The 18,130-nt window shown below is 60.5% G+C and carries 16 protein-coding genes, 3 tRNA genes and 2 pseudogenes; 9 read left to right on the top strand and 12 right to left on the bottom strand.

Going from position 1 to position 18,130, the window contains the following annotated elements:
* Positions 1 to 271 precede the first annotated feature (271 nt).
* Both QOC89_RS00955 and QOC89_RS00950 read right to left on the bottom strand, forming a co-directional pair.
* A complete protein-coding gene (locus tag QOC89_RS00955) occupies positions 272 to 1,426 on the bottom strand; it encodes an exonuclease domain-containing protein (protein WP_323043305.1) in 1,155 nt (384 codons plus the stop codon).
* A gap of 356 nt (positions 1,427 to 1,782) precedes the next feature.
* Positions 1,783 to 1,986 carry a cold-shock protein gene (locus tag QOC89_RS00950; protein ID WP_159003235.1) on the bottom strand — a complete coding sequence of 68 codons (204 nt, stop codon included), beginning with the start codon at positions 1,984 to 1,986 and terminating at the stop codon, positions 1,783 to 1,785.
* Positions 1,987 to 2,428: 442 nt separating this feature from the next.
* On the opposite strand from QOC89_RS00950, the pseudogene QOC89_RS00945 reads away from it, so the two are divergent.
* Positions 2,429 to 2,675: pseudogene (locus tag QOC89_RS00945) on the top strand (hypothetical protein).
* 534 nt (positions 2,676 to 3,209) lie between these two features.
* Entirely contained in the window at positions 3,210 to 4,358 is a 1,149-nt protein-coding gene (locus QOC89_RS00940) for a porin (RefSeq protein WP_323043304.1), read from the top strand.
* A gap of 207 nt (positions 4,359 to 4,565) precedes the next feature.
* Here QOC89_RS00940 and greB read toward each other — a convergent pair whose 3' ends face one another.
* The gene (gene greB, locus QOC89_RS00935) at positions 4,566 to 5,135 is read right to left on the bottom strand and encodes a transcription elongation factor GreB (RefSeq protein WP_323043303.1); all 570 of its coding nucleotides are present in this window, start codon (positions 5,133 to 5,135) and stop codon (positions 4,566 to 4,568) included.
* 120 nt (positions 5,136 to 5,255) lie between these two features.
* Between greB and QOC89_RS00930 the strand changes: the two genes are divergently transcribed.
* Positions 5,256 to 5,332: transfer RNA gene (locus QOC89_RS00930), tRNA-Arg, on the top strand.
* A gap of 74 nt (positions 5,333 to 5,406) precedes the next feature.
* A tRNA-Arg gene (locus tag QOC89_RS00925) sits at positions 5,407 to 5,483 on the top strand.
* Between the two features lie 115 nt (positions 5,484 to 5,598).
* Here QOC89_RS00925 and QOC89_RS00920 read toward each other — a convergent pair.
* The 5 genes from QOC89_RS00920 to QOC89_RS00900 all read right to left on the bottom strand — a co-directional run bounded on the left by QOC89_RS00920 (position 5,599) and on the right by QOC89_RS00900 (position 10,664).
* A complete protein-coding gene (locus QOC89_RS00920) occupies positions 5,599 to 6,087 on the bottom strand; it encodes a phage protein NinX family protein (RefSeq protein WP_323043302.1) in 489 nt (162 codons plus the stop codon).
* Between the two features lie 128 nt (positions 6,088 to 6,215).
* Positions 6,216 to 8,570: a RelA/SpoT family protein gene (locus tag QOC89_RS00915; protein ID WP_323043301.1), complete on the bottom strand. Its 2,355-nt coding sequence runs from the start codon at positions 8,568 to 8,570 to the stop codon at positions 6,216 to 6,218.
* Between the two features lie 126 nt (positions 8,571 to 8,696).
* Positions 8,697 to 8,900 carry a DNA-directed RNA polymerase subunit omega gene (gene rpoZ, locus QOC89_RS00910; RefSeq protein ID WP_006025620.1) on the bottom strand — a complete coding sequence of 68 codons (204 nt, stop codon included), beginning with the start codon at positions 8,898 to 8,900 and terminating at the stop codon, positions 8,697 to 8,699.
* Between the two features lie 141 nt (positions 8,901 to 9,041).
* Positions 9,042 to 9,722, bottom strand: a complete 681-nt coding sequence (gene gmk / locus QOC89_RS00905) for a guanylate kinase (RefSeq protein WP_323043300.1) — start codon at positions 9,720 to 9,722, stop codon at positions 9,042 to 9,044.
* 18 nt (positions 9,723 to 9,740) lie between these two features.
* Positions 9,741 to 10,664, bottom strand: coding sequence for a YicC/YloC family endoribonuclease (locus QOC89_RS00900; RefSeq protein WP_323043299.1), 924 nt, complete (start codon positions 10,662 to 10,664; stop codon positions 9,741 to 9,743).
* 326 nt (positions 10,665 to 10,990) lie between these two features.
* Between QOC89_RS00900 and rph the strand changes: the two genes are divergently transcribed.
* From rph to QOC89_RS00880, 4 genes are all read left to right on the top strand, one after another.
* Positions 10,991 to 11,731 carry a ribonuclease PH gene (gene rph / locus QOC89_RS00895; RefSeq protein ID WP_323043298.1) on the top strand — a complete coding sequence of 247 codons (741 nt, stop codon included), beginning with the start codon at positions 10,991 to 10,993 and terminating at the stop codon, positions 11,729 to 11,731.
* On the top strand, positions 11,724 to 12,371 hold the full coding sequence (rdgB, locus tag QOC89_RS00890; protein WP_323043297.1) for an RdgB/HAM1 family non-canonical purine NTP pyrophosphatase: 648 nt from the start codon (positions 11,724 to 11,726) through the stop codon (positions 12,369 to 12,371). Before rph ends, rdgB begins: the two co-directional genes overlap by 8 nt.
* Positions 12,368 to 13,597 carry a radical SAM family heme chaperone HemW gene (gene hemW / locus QOC89_RS00885; protein ID WP_323043296.1) on the top strand — a complete coding sequence of 410 codons (1,230 nt, stop codon included), beginning with the start codon at positions 12,368 to 12,370 and terminating at the stop codon, positions 13,595 to 13,597. The genes rdgB and hemW overlap by 4 nt, the downstream gene beginning before the upstream one ends.
* 55 nt (positions 13,598 to 13,652) lie before the next feature.
* Positions 13,653 to 13,742: transfer RNA gene (locus tag QOC89_RS00880), tRNA-Ser, on the top strand.
* Positions 13,743 to 13,928: 186 nt separating this feature from the next.
* Here QOC89_RS00880 and QOC89_RS00875 read toward each other — a convergent pair.
* Positions 13,929 to 15,287, bottom strand: coding sequence for a hypothetical protein (locus QOC89_RS00875; RefSeq protein ID WP_323043295.1), 1,359 nt, complete (start codon positions 15,285 to 15,287; stop codon positions 13,929 to 13,931).
* A gap of 191 nt (positions 15,288 to 15,478) precedes the next feature.
* Between QOC89_RS00875 and QOC89_RS00870 the strand changes: the two genes are divergently transcribed.
* Positions 15,479 to 15,640, top strand: a complete 162-nt coding sequence (locus QOC89_RS00870) for a hypothetical protein (protein WP_323043294.1) — start codon at positions 15,479 to 15,481, stop codon at positions 15,638 to 15,640.
* A gap of 37 nt (positions 15,641 to 15,677) precedes the next feature.
* Here the strand turns inward: QOC89_RS00870 and QOC89_RS00865 are convergent.
* From QOC89_RS00865 to QOC89_RS00855, 3 genes and pseudogenes are all read right to left on the bottom strand, one after another.
* A pseudogene (locus QOC89_RS00865) lies at positions 15,678 to 15,770 on the bottom strand (RidA family protein); the annotation flags it as partial.
* A 313-nt stretch (positions 15,771 to 16,083) separates the two neighbouring features.
* Entirely contained in the window at positions 16,084 to 16,314 is a 231-nt protein-coding gene (locus QOC89_RS00860) for a hypothetical protein (RefSeq protein ID WP_054037416.1), read from the bottom strand.
* A 200-nt stretch (positions 16,315 to 16,514) separates the two neighbouring features.
* Complete coding sequence (locus QOC89_RS00855) at positions 16,515 to 17,735, bottom strand: Bcr/CflA family multidrug efflux MFS transporter (RefSeq protein ID WP_323043293.1); 1,221 nt, start codon at positions 17,733 to 17,735, stop codon at positions 16,515 to 16,517.
* Between the last annotated feature and the right edge of the window lie 395 nt (positions 17,736 to 18,130).

The raw sequence follows: 18,130 nt of genomic DNA, 5'->3' as shown, positions 1-18,130 counted from the left end.
AGGCCATGTGTGCGAAGCGGGTGGAGTGGGCGCGACCGGTTGAGCGGTTGAGCGGTTGAGCGGTTGAGCGGTTGAGCGGTTGAGCGGTTGAGCGGTTGAGCGGTTGAGCGGTTGAGCGGTTGAGCGGTTGAGCGGTTCAGCGGTTCAGCGGTTCAGCGGTTCAGCGGTTGTGTATTAGACGAACGCTGCACCTCGAGGCGCCCCTTGTCCGCCGCTCTCAGGCGGAGCGTCAATCGGCCCTGAGCAGCAGGCCATTCCGCAAAGAGCCGTGTCACGCCAGGCTCGGCACAGGCGTGCCGCTCGAGACGCCCAGTGGCATCACGCGCAAGCCGCGCGCCAGATGGCTCTGCAGAAGACGATAGGTGGACAGCTCGAACGGCGCTGCCACGCTCGACGCTTGGAGCGCCGTCGCCTCTGCGAGTGAAGGGGCATGTCCAATGTAGCGCCACCGATCGACAACGTGAAAAGCGCGCGCATGCGATGCATCCTCACGCTCCTCGAATACGATCGGACCTTCGAACGGCCAGGGCGCATCGACTGGATCGCTCTTCGTGACGCGCGGCAGCCGGTTATGACCAGGCCGCAACGTTGCGATCCACTGCGCCTCCGCGAGCATGGCACCCAGTTCGCCGCCCGTCGCCCGCCACTCGACACGCCGCACCTGCTGCGCGAGCCGCATATCCTTCGACGAGCGCCGCTCACCCGTCAAATGCGAACGCAACCGCTGACGCACACGTACGCTTCGCCCGACATAGAGCGGCAGATCGCCTTCTCCATAGAACACATAGACGCCGCATCCGGCCGGCGCGGTATCGAGCAGATCTTCAGTGATGTCGCCGGCAAGCCGGTAGCGCCGGGTGGTGCGCTCGATTTGGGCCTGCAAAACATCCAGTGGCACGAGGCCGCCGTGCAGTCGTTGCCAGAACTGCCAGATCAGATCGGCGTCAGCGAGCGCACGGTGACGATCGGACGGGACGAGACCATGACGTTCCACCAACGCATCGAGCCCGTGGCGCTTCTCCGCAGGAAACAACGCGCGCGACAGGCGCACGGTGCACAGTACATCCGGATCGAATGCGAGCCCGGCCCGGCGAAATTCCCCGCGCAAAAAGCCGCGATCGAAACTGGCGTTGTGCGCCACGAACAGTTTGCCGTTCAGGCGCTCATGCAAGGCCGGCGCAATGGCGTCGAAAGTCGGCGCGCCTCGCACCATCGCATTCGTGATGCCGGTGAGTTGCTGAATGAAGGACGGAATCGCTTGCTGAGGATCGACCAGGCTGCTCCAGCGCGACACGCCGGCCGGCCCTATTTCAACCACGCCGACTTCGGTGATGCGATGCTCGCTGGTCGAGCCACCGGTGGTTTCAAGGTCGACGAAGACGATCGGCACATCGAGGGCCGGTTCCGGCAGAAACTGTTCAGACATGGAAAGGAATACTTTGGACGCGTGGCTTTGCGGCAAGTATGCACCAGTTAGCCGCCGCGCACCCGGCCAGTATTGTTTTGCCCCGGATGCTGCGCGGCGCAAAGACCGCAATCCCAGGACGATCCAGGAACCGTTCGTAAAGCGGGAATTATTATAACTTTACGACGCCAATCTTTTTAATTTCGAAAGCACGCTTTTATCTTTCACCGTTGGCGGATTAATCTGGACCAGATAGTTAATAGCTTAAACGGGTAATGACGATGAGCGGCCATAAAAAAAGCCCCCGCATGTAGCGAAGGCTCTCTTGCGAGCTGGCTACCCGGCAACCCACGCCCAGCGGAGCAGCGCAACGCGGCTCAGAGCGGCTGAATGTTCGCCGCCTGCTTGCCCTTCGGACCTGCCTTGACCTCGAAAGAAACGCGTTGGCTTTCTTTCAGCGATTTGAAGCCTTCGGCACGGATCTCCGAAAAGTGCGCGAACAGGTCTTCGCCACCCGAATCCGATGTAATGAAGCCAAAGCCCTTAGCATCGTTGAACCATTTGACGATACCAGTTTCCATATTCCAGTTTCCCTCGAGGATTAATCAAAATCGGGCATTGCCCTCAAGCTGTATTTCAATGTCGTTTCATTGACGATCGAGCATCTCTGAAGACTCCTCCACTATCAGATTTGACGATTGAAAATTCAGCATTGCCGTTATACGGGTAACGCAGAATCAACGTCAAGCGAATTTTTCGTCTCTCCTTAGCACGCTGCGCCATAAGTCAATGTCAGATGAATAAAATTATATTCGCATATTCAGTGAGAACTGAATAATCAGCCCATGTCAATATTACCCACGCGAAGCCCGACTCGCGGAAAATCGGGAAAAATTTTCAGCATGCCGCCGGCATCTGTACAAGAAATGTTTATGGTAAGTGTTTGCCCGAGTTGTTGCGCCGCACTCAACCCAGGATGATGAAAATCAGTCGCAAGGAGTCAATGCGAATCAGGAGATTGCCATGTTGTTCAATCAATTCCGTCGCTCCATCGCCTGGCTCACGCAATCGCACGTAAAAACGGTTCCAGTTCAATCCAAGCCGACCGATGGGTCATATTCGATCTTCGAATTCGATTTTATGTGGCACGGCGACCACTGGCAAAATCTGCTCTCGTCGCCCATGGACGCCCGTCGTTACGTGATGGAAGACTGGAGCGCCTCTGGCAACTGATTGGAACGAAGTGGACGGTGCCGCACCCGCGCACTGACCCGCATCTGCAATTCCAAAATCGACGGGCAAAAAAAAGCGCGACTGGAAAGTCGCGCCGACAAAGGTTTGGAGATCTTTTTCGTCAACGAAAAAGTCTGCTTCGGAAAGCAGAGATTTCAGTATAGCGGATTAGCCGATACCGATCATTCGCATAATCGACAATCATCTGTTGCCATCGCGACAACAATCATTTCTTTATGGATTTACCACGTTGTTTTTTTGCATCGATTACTGTCGTAAATGAGCAACGCAGTTCGGCCACATCCGCTTTTACTCTCCCCCAATGCCGCCGCAAGCCTTTATCAGCAAGGCTTAAACGGCATTCGTCCATCGTTTCATATTCGGTAATACTTTATTGTGGGAATCGGAATGCTCGTTTAGCGAGGGTCTATCTACACTCTGCCTAATTGGAAACCGGCGCGTTTGGAGTACAGCGCGCTTGTCATGCGGATTTCGCCTCTCGCAGCGCCCGCGTGAAGGTCTCCTTAAGCCTGGGTTAAAAATGCCCCCTCTCGCTCTCGGAGTTACAAAGATGAAAAAGACTCTCATGGTCGCGGCCCTCACGGGCGTTTTTGCAACGGCAGCGCATGCCCAAAGCAGCGTTACGTTGTATGGCTTGATCGACGCCGGCATCACCTATACGAATAACCAGCACGGTCACAGCAACTGGCAAGAAACGAGCGGCTCGGTAAACGGCAGCCGCTGGGGCTTGCGCGGTTCTGAAGACCTGGGTGGCGGTCTCAAGGCGATTTTCACGTTGGAAAACGGCTTTGGCATTAATGACGGCACGCTGAAACAAGGTGGCCGCGAATTCGGCCGTCAAGCGTTCGTCGGGCTGACGAGCGACCAGTTCGGCTCGGTAACCCTCGGCCGCCAATATGACAGCATGGTCGACTACGTGGGTCCGCTGGCACTCACCGGCACTCAATACGGCGGCACGCAGTTCGCGCACCCGTTTGACAACGACAACCTGAACAACTCGTTCCGCATCAACAACTCGGTCAAATACCAAAGCGTGAACTATGGCGGCTTCAAGTTCGGCGCTCTGTACGGCTTCTCGAATCAGGCCGACGGCTTCGCCAACAACCGTGCTTACAGCGCGGGTGCATCGTATAACTGGGGCGGCCTGAACCTCGCCGCAGCCTACTTGCAACTGAACAGCAACGGCGCAACGGGTGCGGCGGCCGCATTCAATTCGGGCGGCGCAGTGTCGAGCGACAACACGTTCTTTGCTGGCCGCCAGCAAACGTGGGGCGCCGGGGCTAACTATGCGTTCGGCCCGGCCACGTTCGGCCTCGTGTACTCGCAAACAAATCTGGGCGGCCTGGCCGGTATTGGCGCAGGTGCGTCGGGTCAAACAGCGGGTATCGGCGGCTTCAACGGCGATAGCGCACACTTTCAGAACTTCGAAGCTAATGCTCGCTACGCGCTGACGCCGGCGGTGAGCATCGCCGGTTCGTACACGTACACCCGTGCCAGCCTGGCCGGCACGCGTCCGCACTGGAACCAGTTCAACTTGCAAACGGCGTACGCGCTGTCCAAACGTACGGACGTGTACCTGCAGGGTGAGTACCAGCAAGTCAATGAAGGCGCCATCGTCGACGCCGACATCAACGGCCTTGGCGCTTCGGGCAACAACAAGCAAGTCGCTGTGACCGCAGGACTGCGTCACCGCTTCTAAAGCGTTTGGCAATACCTGCAAAAGTATCGAAGGCGCCGTCCGCGGCGCCTTTTTTTATGCCGCGCTGAAAGCACGCTCTGCAAGGGGGAAAGCGATAGACCGGCGCGAGATACCGAATCGGAACGAATTGCCGGCGATTGCCCTGAAACTGCCGGTGCCTGAGCCGCGCGCCCTCGCCCGGCTCATACACCGCGCTCATGCACTACCCTAGCCGCCGGTATCAGGCAGCGGATACTTGACGTCCAGGATCTCGATCGGCTGCGGGCCGGCCGGTGTGTACAAAGTCACCGTATCGTCGATTTTCGCCTTGAGCAGCGCTCGCGCGATCGGTGAAATCCAGCTCACGTGGCCGACGTCCAGATCGACCTCATCGACACCGACAATGGTCAAGGTATGCACCTCGCCGTCTTCCGTGGCGTATTCCACCGTCGCACCGAAAAACACCTGATCGACGTTTTCCTGCTTGCTGCTGTCGACCACTTCGGCAAGATCGAGCCGTTTGGTCAGGAAGCGAATTCGCCGGTCGATTTCCCGCAGACGGCGCTTACCATAGATGTAGTCACCGTTTTCCGAGCGGTCGCCGTTGGAGGCCGCCCACGACACCAGTTTGACCACCTCGGGGCGATCCACATCGATCAGATGCAGCAGTTCATCGCGCATACGCCGGTAACCGGCGGGCGTGATGTAGTTTTTGGTACCCGCGGGGATTTCGGGCTGGGCGACGTCGAGATCGTCGTCATTCTCTTCACTCGACTCTTTGACAAAGGCCTTGTTCATGATGGTCCATTAACTGCAGCAAGCGACTGCCTATCAAGAGTACACGATCAGGGCAATGAGACAAATCGCAGTTACATGCTTCCCTTTTTGAAAACCTTTGCTATAATCTCGTTTCTGCGTGCGGCTGTAGCTCAGTTGGATAGAGTACTTGGCTACGAACCAAGGGGTCGTGGGTTCGAATCCTGCCAGCCGCACCACTTATTTGAGGGCCTCCCTCCGGGGAGGCCCTATGTTTTACCCCGGTTTCATCGCAGTATCACCTGTTTAGCGTGCGGCTGTAGCTCAGTTGGATAGAGTACTTGGCTACGAACCAAGGGGTCGTGGGTTCGAATCCTGCCAGCCGCACCATTTATGAAGGGCCTTCCGATCGGAAGGCCCTTTGTTTTTGCGTGACCGTTTTGCTTCAGCGCGCCCGCCAGGTTAAGCCCCACCGAGCCAGAAGGCCTGGGCAGGGTCACGGCAACTAGCGCGGGGGCGCCTGAATATCTCCGATCTGCCCTTCGGGACTGGGCACATCCTCGAATGAGCCTCCTTGCAAATCCTCGCCGATCGGCTCCGCACGCGCTCCCGTGACAGCCTGCGCCTCGCGCAACACATCGTCCACGCGATCACCAAAGCGGCTTTCGACGAACGCCCGCAGCAGCGCGACGCGCAACGAGTCGCCCCGCCCTTCCACGGTTCGATGGCCGCCTTCGAATTCCGCGATGCAATGTGCCGCGCCATGCTCAGTTCGCTCTCGCACTTCCAGCCGTTGCGCGCGCTCCAGCACCGCTGCGGCCGCTTCCCATGACGTGGACGGCGTAAAACGGCCATCCCATGGACGGCCGCGATCGATGCCGCGGATCGAGACGGTTTCGCCGCTGTCGGTAAAGTGGATTTCGCGCACGAAGTCGTGCAGGCTGCGGGCGACCCAATAATCGAGCGCCATCCCGGTGAGGTCAGCAACGTTCATAAGCGTTCTCCCTTGAAGTTCCGGTGAGACTCGCTGGCGCGGGGTGCGTTCAGATTCGAAAAGGTCCGAAGCCGCCCGAGGCAACCAGACGCCCGGCGTTCGTCGAGCAGACTCACCCAGCCGTCAGATCAGTAATCCGCCCGCTCGCGGTCGATCCGCATCCCGCCGTCATGACGGTGATGACCTTCTTCGCTCGGCCGCTCGCGCGCAATGCGCATCACGTCCGGATTGGTCCGGACGCGACGCATCACGTTGGCGAGATGGACGCGATCGCTGACCTGGATGACGAAGCGCAGCACCGTGGATTCCTGGGACAGGTCTTCGTCCATGGCGATGTGGACGATGTTGGCATCCGCCGACGTAATATCGGCCGCCACGCGGGCGAAAACACCCTTAGTGTTCTTTACCAGCACCTTCACCGCGACGTCGAACAGGCGGCCCGGCTGCGGCGCCCATGCCACGTCGATCCAACGGCCCGGATCGCGGCGGTGGATACGCTGTGCAACGCGGCAATCCGTGGTGTGGATCGCCATGCCGAGGCCGATGCCGATGTAGCCCATGATGTCGTCGCCCGGGATCGGCCGGCAGCATGCGGACAGTTGCACCGACATGCCTTCAGTGCCGGTGATGACAACTGGCGGCGCATGCGACACTGTGCCGTCGCGCGAGCCGTCGTCGTCGGCGTCGCGGCCGCTCATCAGCACTTCGATGCGCTTGGCCATGACCGCCGCGACGCGCCGGCCGAGGCCGATATCCGCGAAGATTTCCTGACGGTTCTTGTTGCCCGTCCACTGCACGAGTTTTTCCCACGCTTCCGGTGTGACATCCGAAAGCGCCAGGCCATAGCCCTTCAACGCCTGATCGACCAGCCGCTCGCCGAGCTGCACGGACTCGTTCAGTCGCATTGTCTTCAGATAATGGCGGATCGCCGAACGGGCCTTGCCAGTGCGTACAAAACCGAGCCACGCCGGATTCGGCTTCGAATACGGCGCCGTGATCACTTCGACGATATCGCCGCTCTTCAGCTCGGTACGCAGCGGCAGCAGTTCATTGTTGATCTTCACCGCGACGCACTGGTTACCCAGGTCGCTGTGGATCGAATACGCGAAGTCGAGCGCGGTGGCGCCGCGCGGCAGCGCCATGATCTTCGACTTCGGCGTGAACACGTAAACCGCGTCCGGGAACAGATCGATCTTGACGTGTTCGAGGAATTCGCTCGAATCGCCCGCTTCGCTCTGAATGTCGAGCAGCGACTTGAGCCATTGATGCGCGCGCTTCTGCACATCGTTCAGATCCGCGCCGCCGTTCTTGTACAGCCAGTGCGCGGCGACGCCCGCTTCGGCGATCTCGTGCATCTTGCGCGTACGCACCTGGAACTCGATCGGCGCGCCGAACGGGCCGACCAGCGTGGTATGCAGCGACTGATAGCCGTTCACCTTCGGGATCGCGATGTAATCCTTGAACTTGCCCGGCACAGGCTTGTAGAGCGCATGCAACGCGCCGATGCAGGTGTAGCACTCCAACGCACTTTCGACCACTACGCGAAAGCCGTACACGTCGAGCACCTGCGAAAACGACAGCTGCTTGTCGCGCATCTTCTTGTAAATGCTGAAGATGGTCTTTTCGCGGCCGGTGACTTCGGCGGCGAGCTTCGCGTCGGCAATTGCGCGCTGCACCGACTCGAGAATCTTGCCGACCACCTCACGCCGGTTGCCACGCGCAGCCTTGACGGCTTTCTCGAGCGTGGCGTACCGATGCGGATTGAAGTTCGCGAAGCTCAGGTCCTGCAGCTCGCGATAGGTATTGTTCAGGCCGAGCCGATGGGCGATCGGCGCGTAGATGTCCAGCGTTTCGCGCGCCACGCGGCGGCGCTTTTCATGCGGCACCGCACCCAGCGTGCGCATGTTGTGCAGGCGGTCGGCAAGCTTCACCAGGATCACGCGGACGTCGCGCGCCATTGCGAGAAGCATCTTGCGGAAGTTTTCCGCCTGCGCCTCTTCGCGATTGCGAAACTCCATCTTGTCCAGCTTCGACAAGCCGTCGACCAGTTCCGCGACCTTCGCGCCGAATCGCTCCGCGAGTTCGGCCTTGGTCACGCCCTGGTCTTCCATCACGTCATGCAGCAGCGCCGCCATGATCGACTGGGCGTCGAGATTCCAGCCGGCGCAGATTTCCGCGACGGCGACAGGATGCGTGATGTACGGTTCGCCGCTCTGGCGATACTGCCCGAGGTGGGCTTCGTCGCTGAAATGGAACGCCGCCTTGATGTCCTTGATCTCTTCCGGCTGCAAATAGCCGGACAAGGCGGACGTCAGCTTGGCGATCGAAACGACGTCATGCCGGCGCGGTTGCTCCGGCGTGGCGGTCGGCCCGAACAGATGGCGAAACGACTGTTCGAGGACCGCGTCGATGTACTTGCGTGCAGACGAGGGCGAATCGGCGTCGTGTTCCACTTCCGTGGCGGTGGGCGGGGTCGTACTCAATTTCGCCTCCGTAGCGGTTAGGGTTGGACGCCGGTCTGTACGTTGATGCAACTACTTGTGGCAAATACGTGTAGCAAATGCAGGTAAAGCAAAAATCGCAAAATCGCGAAGGCGGACCAGCGCGCGTTAAACCGGCACCTTCTTCAGCATTTCGACGCCGACCTGGCCAGCTGCGATTTCACGCAATGCGACGACCGTGGGCTTGTCGCGGCTTTCGATCTTCGGCGTGTGACCTTGTGCGAGCTGACGCGCGCGATAGGTCGCGGCAAGCGCGAGTTCGAAACGGTTCGGGATCTGTTTGAGGCAGTCTTCGACGGTAATGCGGGCCATGTTGGGTTCCTTCTTGCAAGAAAACGCTGGGCCGCCCCAAGTTTTCTTGTCCCCCTCGGGGGGCCTGGCGCAAAGCGACAGGTCTGGGGGCGTTAATTGATGTCGCTTATTCTACCTTATGTGCTCGATACACCGCCGCGCTCACGCGTGTGGCAGGTGGATTCCGAGCTGCACGAAAAGCTGCGTGTGGCGCGCGTATTGCGAGGCGAAGCGCGAACGCGTCGCCGCCACGAGGCACTGCAGTTCGCCGAGCGCGCGATCGAAGTTCTCGTTGATCACGACATATTCCGCTTCGGCCGCGTGCGCCATCTCGCTACCGGCGGCGAGAAGACGCCGCGTGATCACGTTCGGCTCGTCCTGGCCGCGCTTTTTTAGACGCTCTTCGAGCGCATCGAGCGACGGCGGCAAGATGAAAATTTCGACAGCATTGTGAAACTGTTTCTTCACCTGCTGCGCGCCTTGCCAATCGATTTCGAGCAGCACGTCATGCCCGCTTTTCATCTGCTCTTCGATCCACACCCGCGAAGTGGCGTAGTAGTTGCCATGCACTTCCGCGCTTTCCAGAAACTCGCCTTCCGCGTGACGCGTCAGGAAATCGTCGACGGTCGTGAAGTGATAGTGCTCGCCGTCCTGCTCCTTCGGACGCGGCGGGCGCGTGGTGTATGAGATCGACAGACGGATCGCGTCGTCGCCGGCGAGCAGCGCATTCACGAGCGTCGACTTGCCCGCGCCCGAGGGCGCGACAACCATGAACAGATTGCCGGGATAAGCACCGGCGTAAGGATTGCGCGGTGCGCTGTGTTCGCGTGTGTGGTCGGTCATGTTCGTGTTGCTCCAGCCTTATTCCAGATTTTGTACTTGCTCGCGCATCTGCTCGATGAGCAACTTCAGGGTCATCGACGAATCGGCCAGTTCCTTCGCAGCCGCCTTCGAACCGAGCGTGTTCGCTTCGCGATTCAGCTCCTGCATCATGAAGTCGAGCCGCTTGCCGACCTTGCCGCCCTTCTCGATCACGTGACGCGTTTCGTTCAGATGAGCCGTGAGGCGCGACAGTTCTTCGGCGATGTCGATGCGGATGCCGTACATCGTCACTTCCTGGCGAATCCGTTCGTTGATTTCCTCGCGTGAGACAAGCGTCGCCGCCGTATCGGGCGCCGCGATGCCGAGCGCTTCCTGCAGACGCTCGACGATCTTCTGCTGGTGCTTCGCGATCAGCTCCGGCACGAGCGGCGTAATCTTCGTGACGATCGCTTCCATTTCGGTCACGTTGGCGAGCAGCATGGTGGCGAGTTGCGCGCCTTCGCGGGCACGCACGTCGATCAGATCGGCAATCGCCTGCTTGCCGCACGCGAGCACCGCATCGCGCAGCACTTCCGGCGCCACGCCGGTTTCGGCCAGCACGCCCGGCCAGCGCAGAATTTCGCCGGTACGCAGGCGCCCTGCTTCCGGAAACGTCGACAACACCGTGCGCTCGAGCAACGCCAGTTGCGCCAGCGCTTCGCGATTGACCGAGCCCGCGTTGGCCGACTGCTCGCTGCGCTGCAGATTGATACGGATGTCGACCTTGCCGCGCGAGAGCTTGTTCATCAGCATTTCGCGCAACGTCGGTTCAGAGGCGCGCACGTCTTCCGGCATCCGGAAGTTCAGATCGAGAAAGCGCGAGTTCACAGTGCGCAGTTCAACCGATACGCTCACGCCACCTGTGCCCGAGGCCGCGACGAGTTCGCGCGTGGCGCTCGCATAGCCAGTCATACTGTAGATCATCGTGTTTCTCGCGATTGTGGCCATGCGTTCGACGATGGCCGGAGAGTCGAAGCGCCCGGCGTTGACGAGACGCGGGGCGGAGAATCCACATTATCCCATTTTTGCTGGCGGGCCCGCTTCCGGACCCGCTTCTTAATCCGCTTCTTAATCCGCTTCTCAGCCCCCTGCCAAGCCCGCTTCCAACGAGGGCAGCACGCATAAAGCGCTGCCTCGCGCAGAGCCCCGCCACATGCGGGCAGGCGTCCCAGCGACCGGCTGCCCCGCGCCCGCCGCGATCAGCGGTAAAATTGCGCTTTCCCTCCTGCCTGTCTTCCAGACCATCCAACATGACCAACCACACCCAACGCCCCAGCGGCCGCCAGGCCAATCAGCTGCGCGACGTGCGCATCACGCGCCACTACACGAAGCACGCGGAGGGCTCGGTGCTGGTCGAATTCGGCGACACCAAGGTCATCTGCACGGCGAGTATCGCCGAAAGCGTGCCGTCGTTCCTGCGCGACCGTGGCCAGGGCTGGCTGACCGCCGAATACGGCATGCTGCCGCGCGCCACGCACACGCGCAGCGATCGCGAAGCCGCGCGTGGCAAGCAAACCGGCCGCACTCAGGAAATCCAGCGTTTGATCGGCCGCGCGCTGCGCTCGGTGTTCGATCTCGAGAAGCTCGGCGCACGCACGCTGCATATCGATTGCGATGTCATCCAGGCGGACGGCGGCACGCGCACGGCCAGCATCACCGGCGCCTTCGTGGCCGCCCATGACGCGGTGGCGAGGCTGCTGGCTACTGGGCGCATCGACAGCTCGCCGATCAGCGACTATGTCGCGGCTATTTCAGTCGGCGTGTACGACGGCCTGCCGGTGCTGGATCTCGACTACGACGAAGATTCGCAATGCGACACCGACATGAATGTGGTGATGACGGGCGCGGGCGGCTTCGTCGAAATTCAGGGCACGGCCGAAGGCGTGCCTTTCTCGCGCGATGAAATGAACGCGCTGCTCGATCTGGCGAGCGACGGCATCAACACGCTGATCGCGAAGCAGAAAGAGGCGCTGGAGCAAAAGAGTGAGTGAAGTTCGTCACGACAACGGCTCGGTTGCGTCTGACTCGCCGTTAAAGAAAGTCGTGCTGGCGTCGAACAACGCGGGCAAGCTGCGCGAGTTCGCGGCGCTGCTCGGCGCGGCCGGCATCGAGCTGATTCCGCAAGGCGAACTGAACGTGCCGGAAGCGGAAGAGCCGTATCCGACCTTCGTCGAAAACGCGCTGACCAAGGCGCGTCACGCGGCGCGACTCACCGGCCTGCCCGCGCTCGCCGACGATTCCGGCTTGTGCGTGCGCGCGCTGCGCGGCGCGCCGGGCGTTTATTCGGCGCGTTACGCGCAGCTCGCGGGCGGCGAAAAGAGCGACGCGGCCAACAACGCGCAACTCGTTGCAGCCTTGCAAGGTGAGACCGATCGTCGCGCGTATTACTACTGCGTGCTGGCGCTCGTGCGTCATGCGGACGATCCCGAACCGCTGATCGCCGAAGGCCGCTGGCATGGCGAAATGCTGGATGCGCCGCGCGGCGGCCATGGTTTCGGCTACGACCCGTACTTCTTCCTGCCGTCGCTGAATGCGAGCGCCGCGGAACTCGAACCGGCGGTGAAGAACGCCAGCAGCCATCGCGCGATTGCGTTGCGCCAACTGCTCGCGCGTTTGACGGAGGAAGCGTGATTCCGATCAAACCGGCGCCCGCCGATATCGGCAACGGCGTCATCAAGGCATTCACGTCGCCGGGCAGCATTCGCCTGACGTCGTTGCCGCCGTTGGCGCTGTATGTGCATTTTCCATGGTGCGTGCGCAAATGCCCGTACTGCGACTTCAACTCGCATGAATGGAAGGGCGACACGTTCCCGGAAACCGAGTATCTCGACGCGTTGCGCGCCGACCTCGAGATGGCGCTGCCGCTGGTGTGGGGGCGCCAGGTGCATACGGTGTTCATTGGCGGTGGCACGCCCAGCTTGCTGTCGGCAGCCGGGCTCGACCGCATGCTGTCCGACGTGCGCGCGCTGCTGCCGCTCGACGCCGATGCGGAAATCACGCTCGAAGCCAACCCGGGTACGTTCGAAGCCGCCAAGTTCGCGCAGTTTCGCGCGAGCGGCGTGAATCGCCTGTCGGTGGGCATTCAGAGTTTCAATGAAGCGCATCTGAAGGCGCTCGGCCGGATTCACGATGCGACGCAAGCACGCCATGCTGTGGAAGTGGCCGCAACCACCTTCGATAACTTCAACCTCGATCTGATGTTCGCGCTGCCGCAGCAGACGCTCGCGCAATGTCAGGCCGACGTGGAGACGGCGCTGTCGTTCGCGCCGCCGCATTTGTCGCTGTATCACCTCACGCTCGAACCGAACACGCTGTTTGCGAAATTCCCGCCCGCGCTCCCCGACGACGATGCGTCCGCCGACATGCAGGACTGGATTCACGAACGCACAACGGCTGCCGGCTACGAACGCTACGAGGTTTCCGCGTATGCGCAGCCGCATCGGCAGAGCAAGCACAATCTGAATTACTGGCGCTTCGGCGACTATCTCGGCATCGGCGCGGGTGCGCACACCAAGCTGTCGTTTCCGAACCGCGTGCTGCGTCAGGCGCGCTATAAGCATCCGGCCACGTTCATCGAGCAGGCGTTGGCCGGCACGGCGGTGCAGGAAGAGCATGAAGTGGGGCCGCGCGATCTGCCGTTCGAGTTCATGCTGAACGCGTTGCGGCTGGTGGAAGGCTTTCCGGTGCATCGGTTTATCGAGCGCACGGGTATGTCGATGACCTCGATCGAGCCGGCTTTGCAGGAGGCGGAACGGCGCAAGCTAATTACACGCGACCACCAAAAGATTGCGCCGACGCCGCTTGGCCAGGCCTTCCTGAACGATCTGCAGGAACTGTTTCTGAAAGATCCGCAGTGATTGCGACCTCCCCTAGCGCCGCAACGAGGATTTTTCAGGTTACAATTTAGGGCTTGGAGGTGTGGCCGAGTGGTTTAAGGCACCGGTCTTGAAAACCGGCGAAGGAGTGATCCTTCCGTGAGTTCGAATCTCACCGCCTCCGCCAGAACAACTGTTTCAACCCTTCCGAATCGCTCTGATTCAATTGCCGGGAAGCCCATCAACCGGGCTTCCGTGCCTCAACCGCACGATTTCCATCCGAATCCCCAACGGTTAGACACCGGCCCAACCGCCAGGACCATTCAGCCTGAGTGGCTTACGGGGCGCTCTCTATTGCGGCCACAATTTGCACCTAGTGGAACTGTTGTATCTGTTGCAGCACTTGCTGCAATTCCTGATTCACGTTCTGCAGTCGATTGTTCACGTCAACGAGACGGCCCCGCAACATATTGTCCAGATAGGCCAGTTCCATACCTGAACGACCCGCATGCTGGGGACCTGGAAACTGACGTATCTGTTCTTCCAGCTCGTGCTGGTCATGCTGTAATTGTTGTCGCTGATTTTCCAGCTCCGTTCGTCGTGCCTGAAGATCCGGCGGGACATTGGTTGCATTCCCCCCGCCCTTGAGACCGACGTCGTCGTGCACCTGCCAGTCGCCATGCTCATCCTGTCTGACGGGATATTGAAACTTCGCCGGATCATCGGAGTTGTACACGCGCCACGTGCCATTGTCCTTGTCGTATCTGACCGGGTATGTCTTACCGGACCTGTCGATATAAGCTTGGCCCTTATCGTCCCTGAGCACACCTTGAGTGCCCGGATCGGCGTGCAGGTCGCCGCTCGGTTTGCGGGCATATTGCGCGGGTACATCGAATTGCGCACCTGGCGTAGCCGGTGCATTCGTTCCCGAGTCCTGAGCGGGCGGCTTATCCCTTCGTGGCTCATTTGACGGACCGGCCGCACCATCATGGGCCCCGGGTTTCGCTTCAGGTTCGCCCCTGGCCGGTCCACCTGCCGGCCGCCCCCCGAACGTATTTTCCGGCACATCCGGCTGAACGTCCGGGGTCGGAAGTTGCGGGCTTCCATCCGGATTGGGTTCTCCGGCAAGCCCACCCGTGATGGTTAGCGCCGTGCCGACGACAGGTAATTGGGCAAGTATCTTGTCAGCTTCCTCGCCCCTCTTTTTGTTAGTGCCCGATTCATCCCCCGTGGCATTGTCTGCAAGCTCGCCGAAGAACTTTCCAGGGTGAGTGGCACCATCCTTGAGGCCTTTCAGGAAGACATCTGCAGCTGTCCGGTCCTGGCTGGTGTCGCGCGAAGGACGCGGGTCAATATGAGCACCGATGAGCACAGGGTTCCCGCTGGCGTCCAGCTTGAACCCAGTCGCAATGTTGTTTGTTGAGCCGTCGCGATTCTGTGTCGGATTGACTTCTTTAAGAACTGGTTTGCCTTGGTCGTCCCGCTGCCAGCGCGTCACCATCTGGGGCGATTTCTGCTCAACCCAGGTGCCGGGCGCACCTTGGGCAGGAGGAGTTAGTGCGGGGTCCGGCACGGAGCTCGCATCGGCTGAGCTGCGGTACGGTGTATCACCGGTGCTTGATGTATCGAATTTCGCGGGCGATACCCGTGGCTGCGCACCCTGCCCGTCGTTTTGTGCAACGCCGGCGTTACCAGGGTCGGTCAGTTGCGGATTGATTTGCTGGACTTTCATTCGCGATTCCTATCTATGTGAAAGGTCAAATTCGGCTTCGCAGAACACGGCTCCCAGTAGGAGACGTCAGTCCATTTCAACAGTAAGGCTCTGTGACGAGGTGGTGCTTATATCGATGCAAGCTCACGACGCTCAAACCTGGCTGTTGACGTCGGCGGTTATTATGGCGGCTGCGGGAAGTGATAAACGCGATGTTCGGCTGGGCCCAGCTGTCCCATCCGCAGGACGTCGGCGGCAGCGCGAAAGCTGGCGCGTCCGGTGCCGTAGAAGCAAGTGCGCGGAGAGGCGCAAGCGACAATATCGGCGTGAATATCGCCTCCGGCGTAGGCAATGTCCAGTTCAAGGGCTGGTGATTCCACTCCGGCGATACCTCGACACCACGGCCACGACTTATATCAGCGCGGTCGCCTCTACCTCAACCTTGAACCGGTAATGCAGATGTGGGACTGGCACGACAGCCTGTGCCGGCCGGGCGTCTCCCGCCAGATGCGGAACGTGCGGGCTATGAGCCGTGAATACGACTCCAAAGGGGATGGTACTTTCGCGGGGCGTGATCATGCGCATCACACTGCACGCGACTCACTCGCACGCAGGTCGTACGCGCACAGATCTTGGGTGAAAACAATGAAGACATCGCGCAACAGGCAACCGTCGCGAACGCTCCGTGCAGCGTCTCGGTCGCCGCAAGATCTTCACGCGCGTCACGCGATTCTGCAAACAAGCGCTCGACCGGTTCCGCCACGCGCCAATCGCCAATCGCAATGCGCCTGTCGCTAACGCCAATACGCCATTCGCCTCACACGCTAAGCGCGTCCAGCTTCTCACGCGCATCGGCGCAACGGCGATTCAGATCGCGATGCATCAACTGGCTGTCGAGCAGCGCCGATACATCAGACAAACCATAGTCAAAGCGCAAGACGTATTCGATGTCTGTGTAATCGTGATAGGCGCCGCTGTCTGCCAGCTTCTGCGCTTCCGCGAAGGCGGCATGTTGCCGCTCGCCGTTCATCAAATCTCTGATCGCCATGAGTGCCGCTCCGAGGAACAGTGACGCCATCATAGCAATGCAAATTGATACGCACGGTCGCGCGCGCGCAACACCTGGTGTTTTCCGTAGACGCGCGGTTTGGCGCGGGACGCCGAAGCCAGGCTTGCTATACGTTTCGGCTAAGGAACAATGAGCCGCCTTGAGCGATGAACTCCCGCCCCATCCAGCTGAACGCAGACTCAAACGGCGGAGACCGGCGTCTTCATTCCATGCCATTTGACAACCAGAATCCGGCCGACGTAACACAGCACGCCCGCAACGCCCACCACGACACCCATGCCTTTAGGCGAGCCATCCTGCCAAAGTCCGACGGCGAGACTCGACAACGCACCGAGCGCCAACTGCACGGCGCCGAACACGGCGGCCGCAGCGCCGGCATTCACCGGATAGCGATGCATCAGATCGGTCGTACAGTTAGCGGATAACAGTCCGACGACGCCGACCACGAAGAACAGCCCGAACACAATCGACCACAATCCGCCCCACCCGGTGAGCGAGACGAGGCAGACGAACAGGGACGCGATGCAACTCACGGTCGCGGCAAAAGAGATGATCGGCAGCGAACCAAGCCGGCCGACGAGACGCGTGTTCATGAAGTTGCCGAACATGATGCCGACGATATTCAGCGCGAACAAAAAGCCGTAATGCTGCGCCGATACGTGGAAATATTCGATGTACACAAACGGCGTCGCGGTGATGTACGCGAACATCGAGGCGAACGCCATGCCGCCGCACAACATATGCCCCCACGCGACCGGATCGCGCAGCAACTTGCCATAGGCGCCGAATGATTTCAGCAGCGCCGAGTGCGCACGCTTTTCTGGCGGCCACGTTTCCGGCACCTTGAGGAACGCGGTCACCGCGCACACCGCACCGAATAGCGTCAGCACGATAAAGACGACACGCCAGCCGCCGAGCAACAGCAACTGGCCGCCGATCAACGGCGCGAGCAACGGCCCAATCGACGTGACGATGGCGAGCATCGACAGCACGCGTGCGGCATCGGTCGGCCCGTGCGCGTCGCGGGCGATCGCGCGCGCCAGCACCGAGGCCGCGCCCGCGCCGAGCGCCTGCACGAAACGGAAGATCACCAGCGATCCGATTGAAAACGAGAGCGCGCATGCCACGCTGGCCAGCGCATACATGATGATGCCGCCGAGCAGCACGGGCCGGCGGCCATAGGTATCCGACAGCGGACCATAGAGCAGCATGCCGATCGAAAAGCCGAACATGAAGCTGGTCAGCGTGGTTTGCGCGGCGCCGGTGCCGATGGCGAATGCCTGCGCGATAGTCGGCAGGCTTGGCAGATACATATCGATGGAAATCGGCCCGCATGCGGCAAGCGCACCGAGCAACAGAATCAGCCGGCCATCGGGCCGGCGTCTGGTGACGTGAGACATGGGAATCCAGATGAAGCGCCGCGCCGTCATCGGCAGCGAACGCGGTGAAACGGGGAAAACAGCAACTGAACGGCCCCAATTGTACGCGACGGTTAAACCGTGCGACGCGCGCGGACCGAGCCGTGCGGCCCATTCATACACCGCGACAGGCGCGCCGCCGATCGGTTAAGCTGCCGCCAGAACGCTTCCGGCGCACCGCCTGGTATGAGACAAGCCTGCCGATTCGTCTCTGTATCTACACTGAGCTGGCATCGACGTTGTGCGTCGTGTGCGTCGTGTGCGTCGTGTGCGTCGTGCTGCGTTCTGCGTCGTGCTGCGTCTTGCGTCTTGCGTCTTGCGTTCTGCGTCTTGCGTTCTGCGTCTTGCGTTCTGCGTCTTGCGTTCTGCGTCTTGCG

It is taken from the genome of Paraburkholderia sp. (assembly GCF_034668105.1).
Lineage (GTDB): Bacteria > Pseudomonadota > Gammaproteobacteria > Burkholderiales > Burkholderiaceae > Paraburkholderia.
Note: the sequence above shows the minus strand (reverse complement) of the source record. Positions and strands in the feature narration are given on the sequence as shown.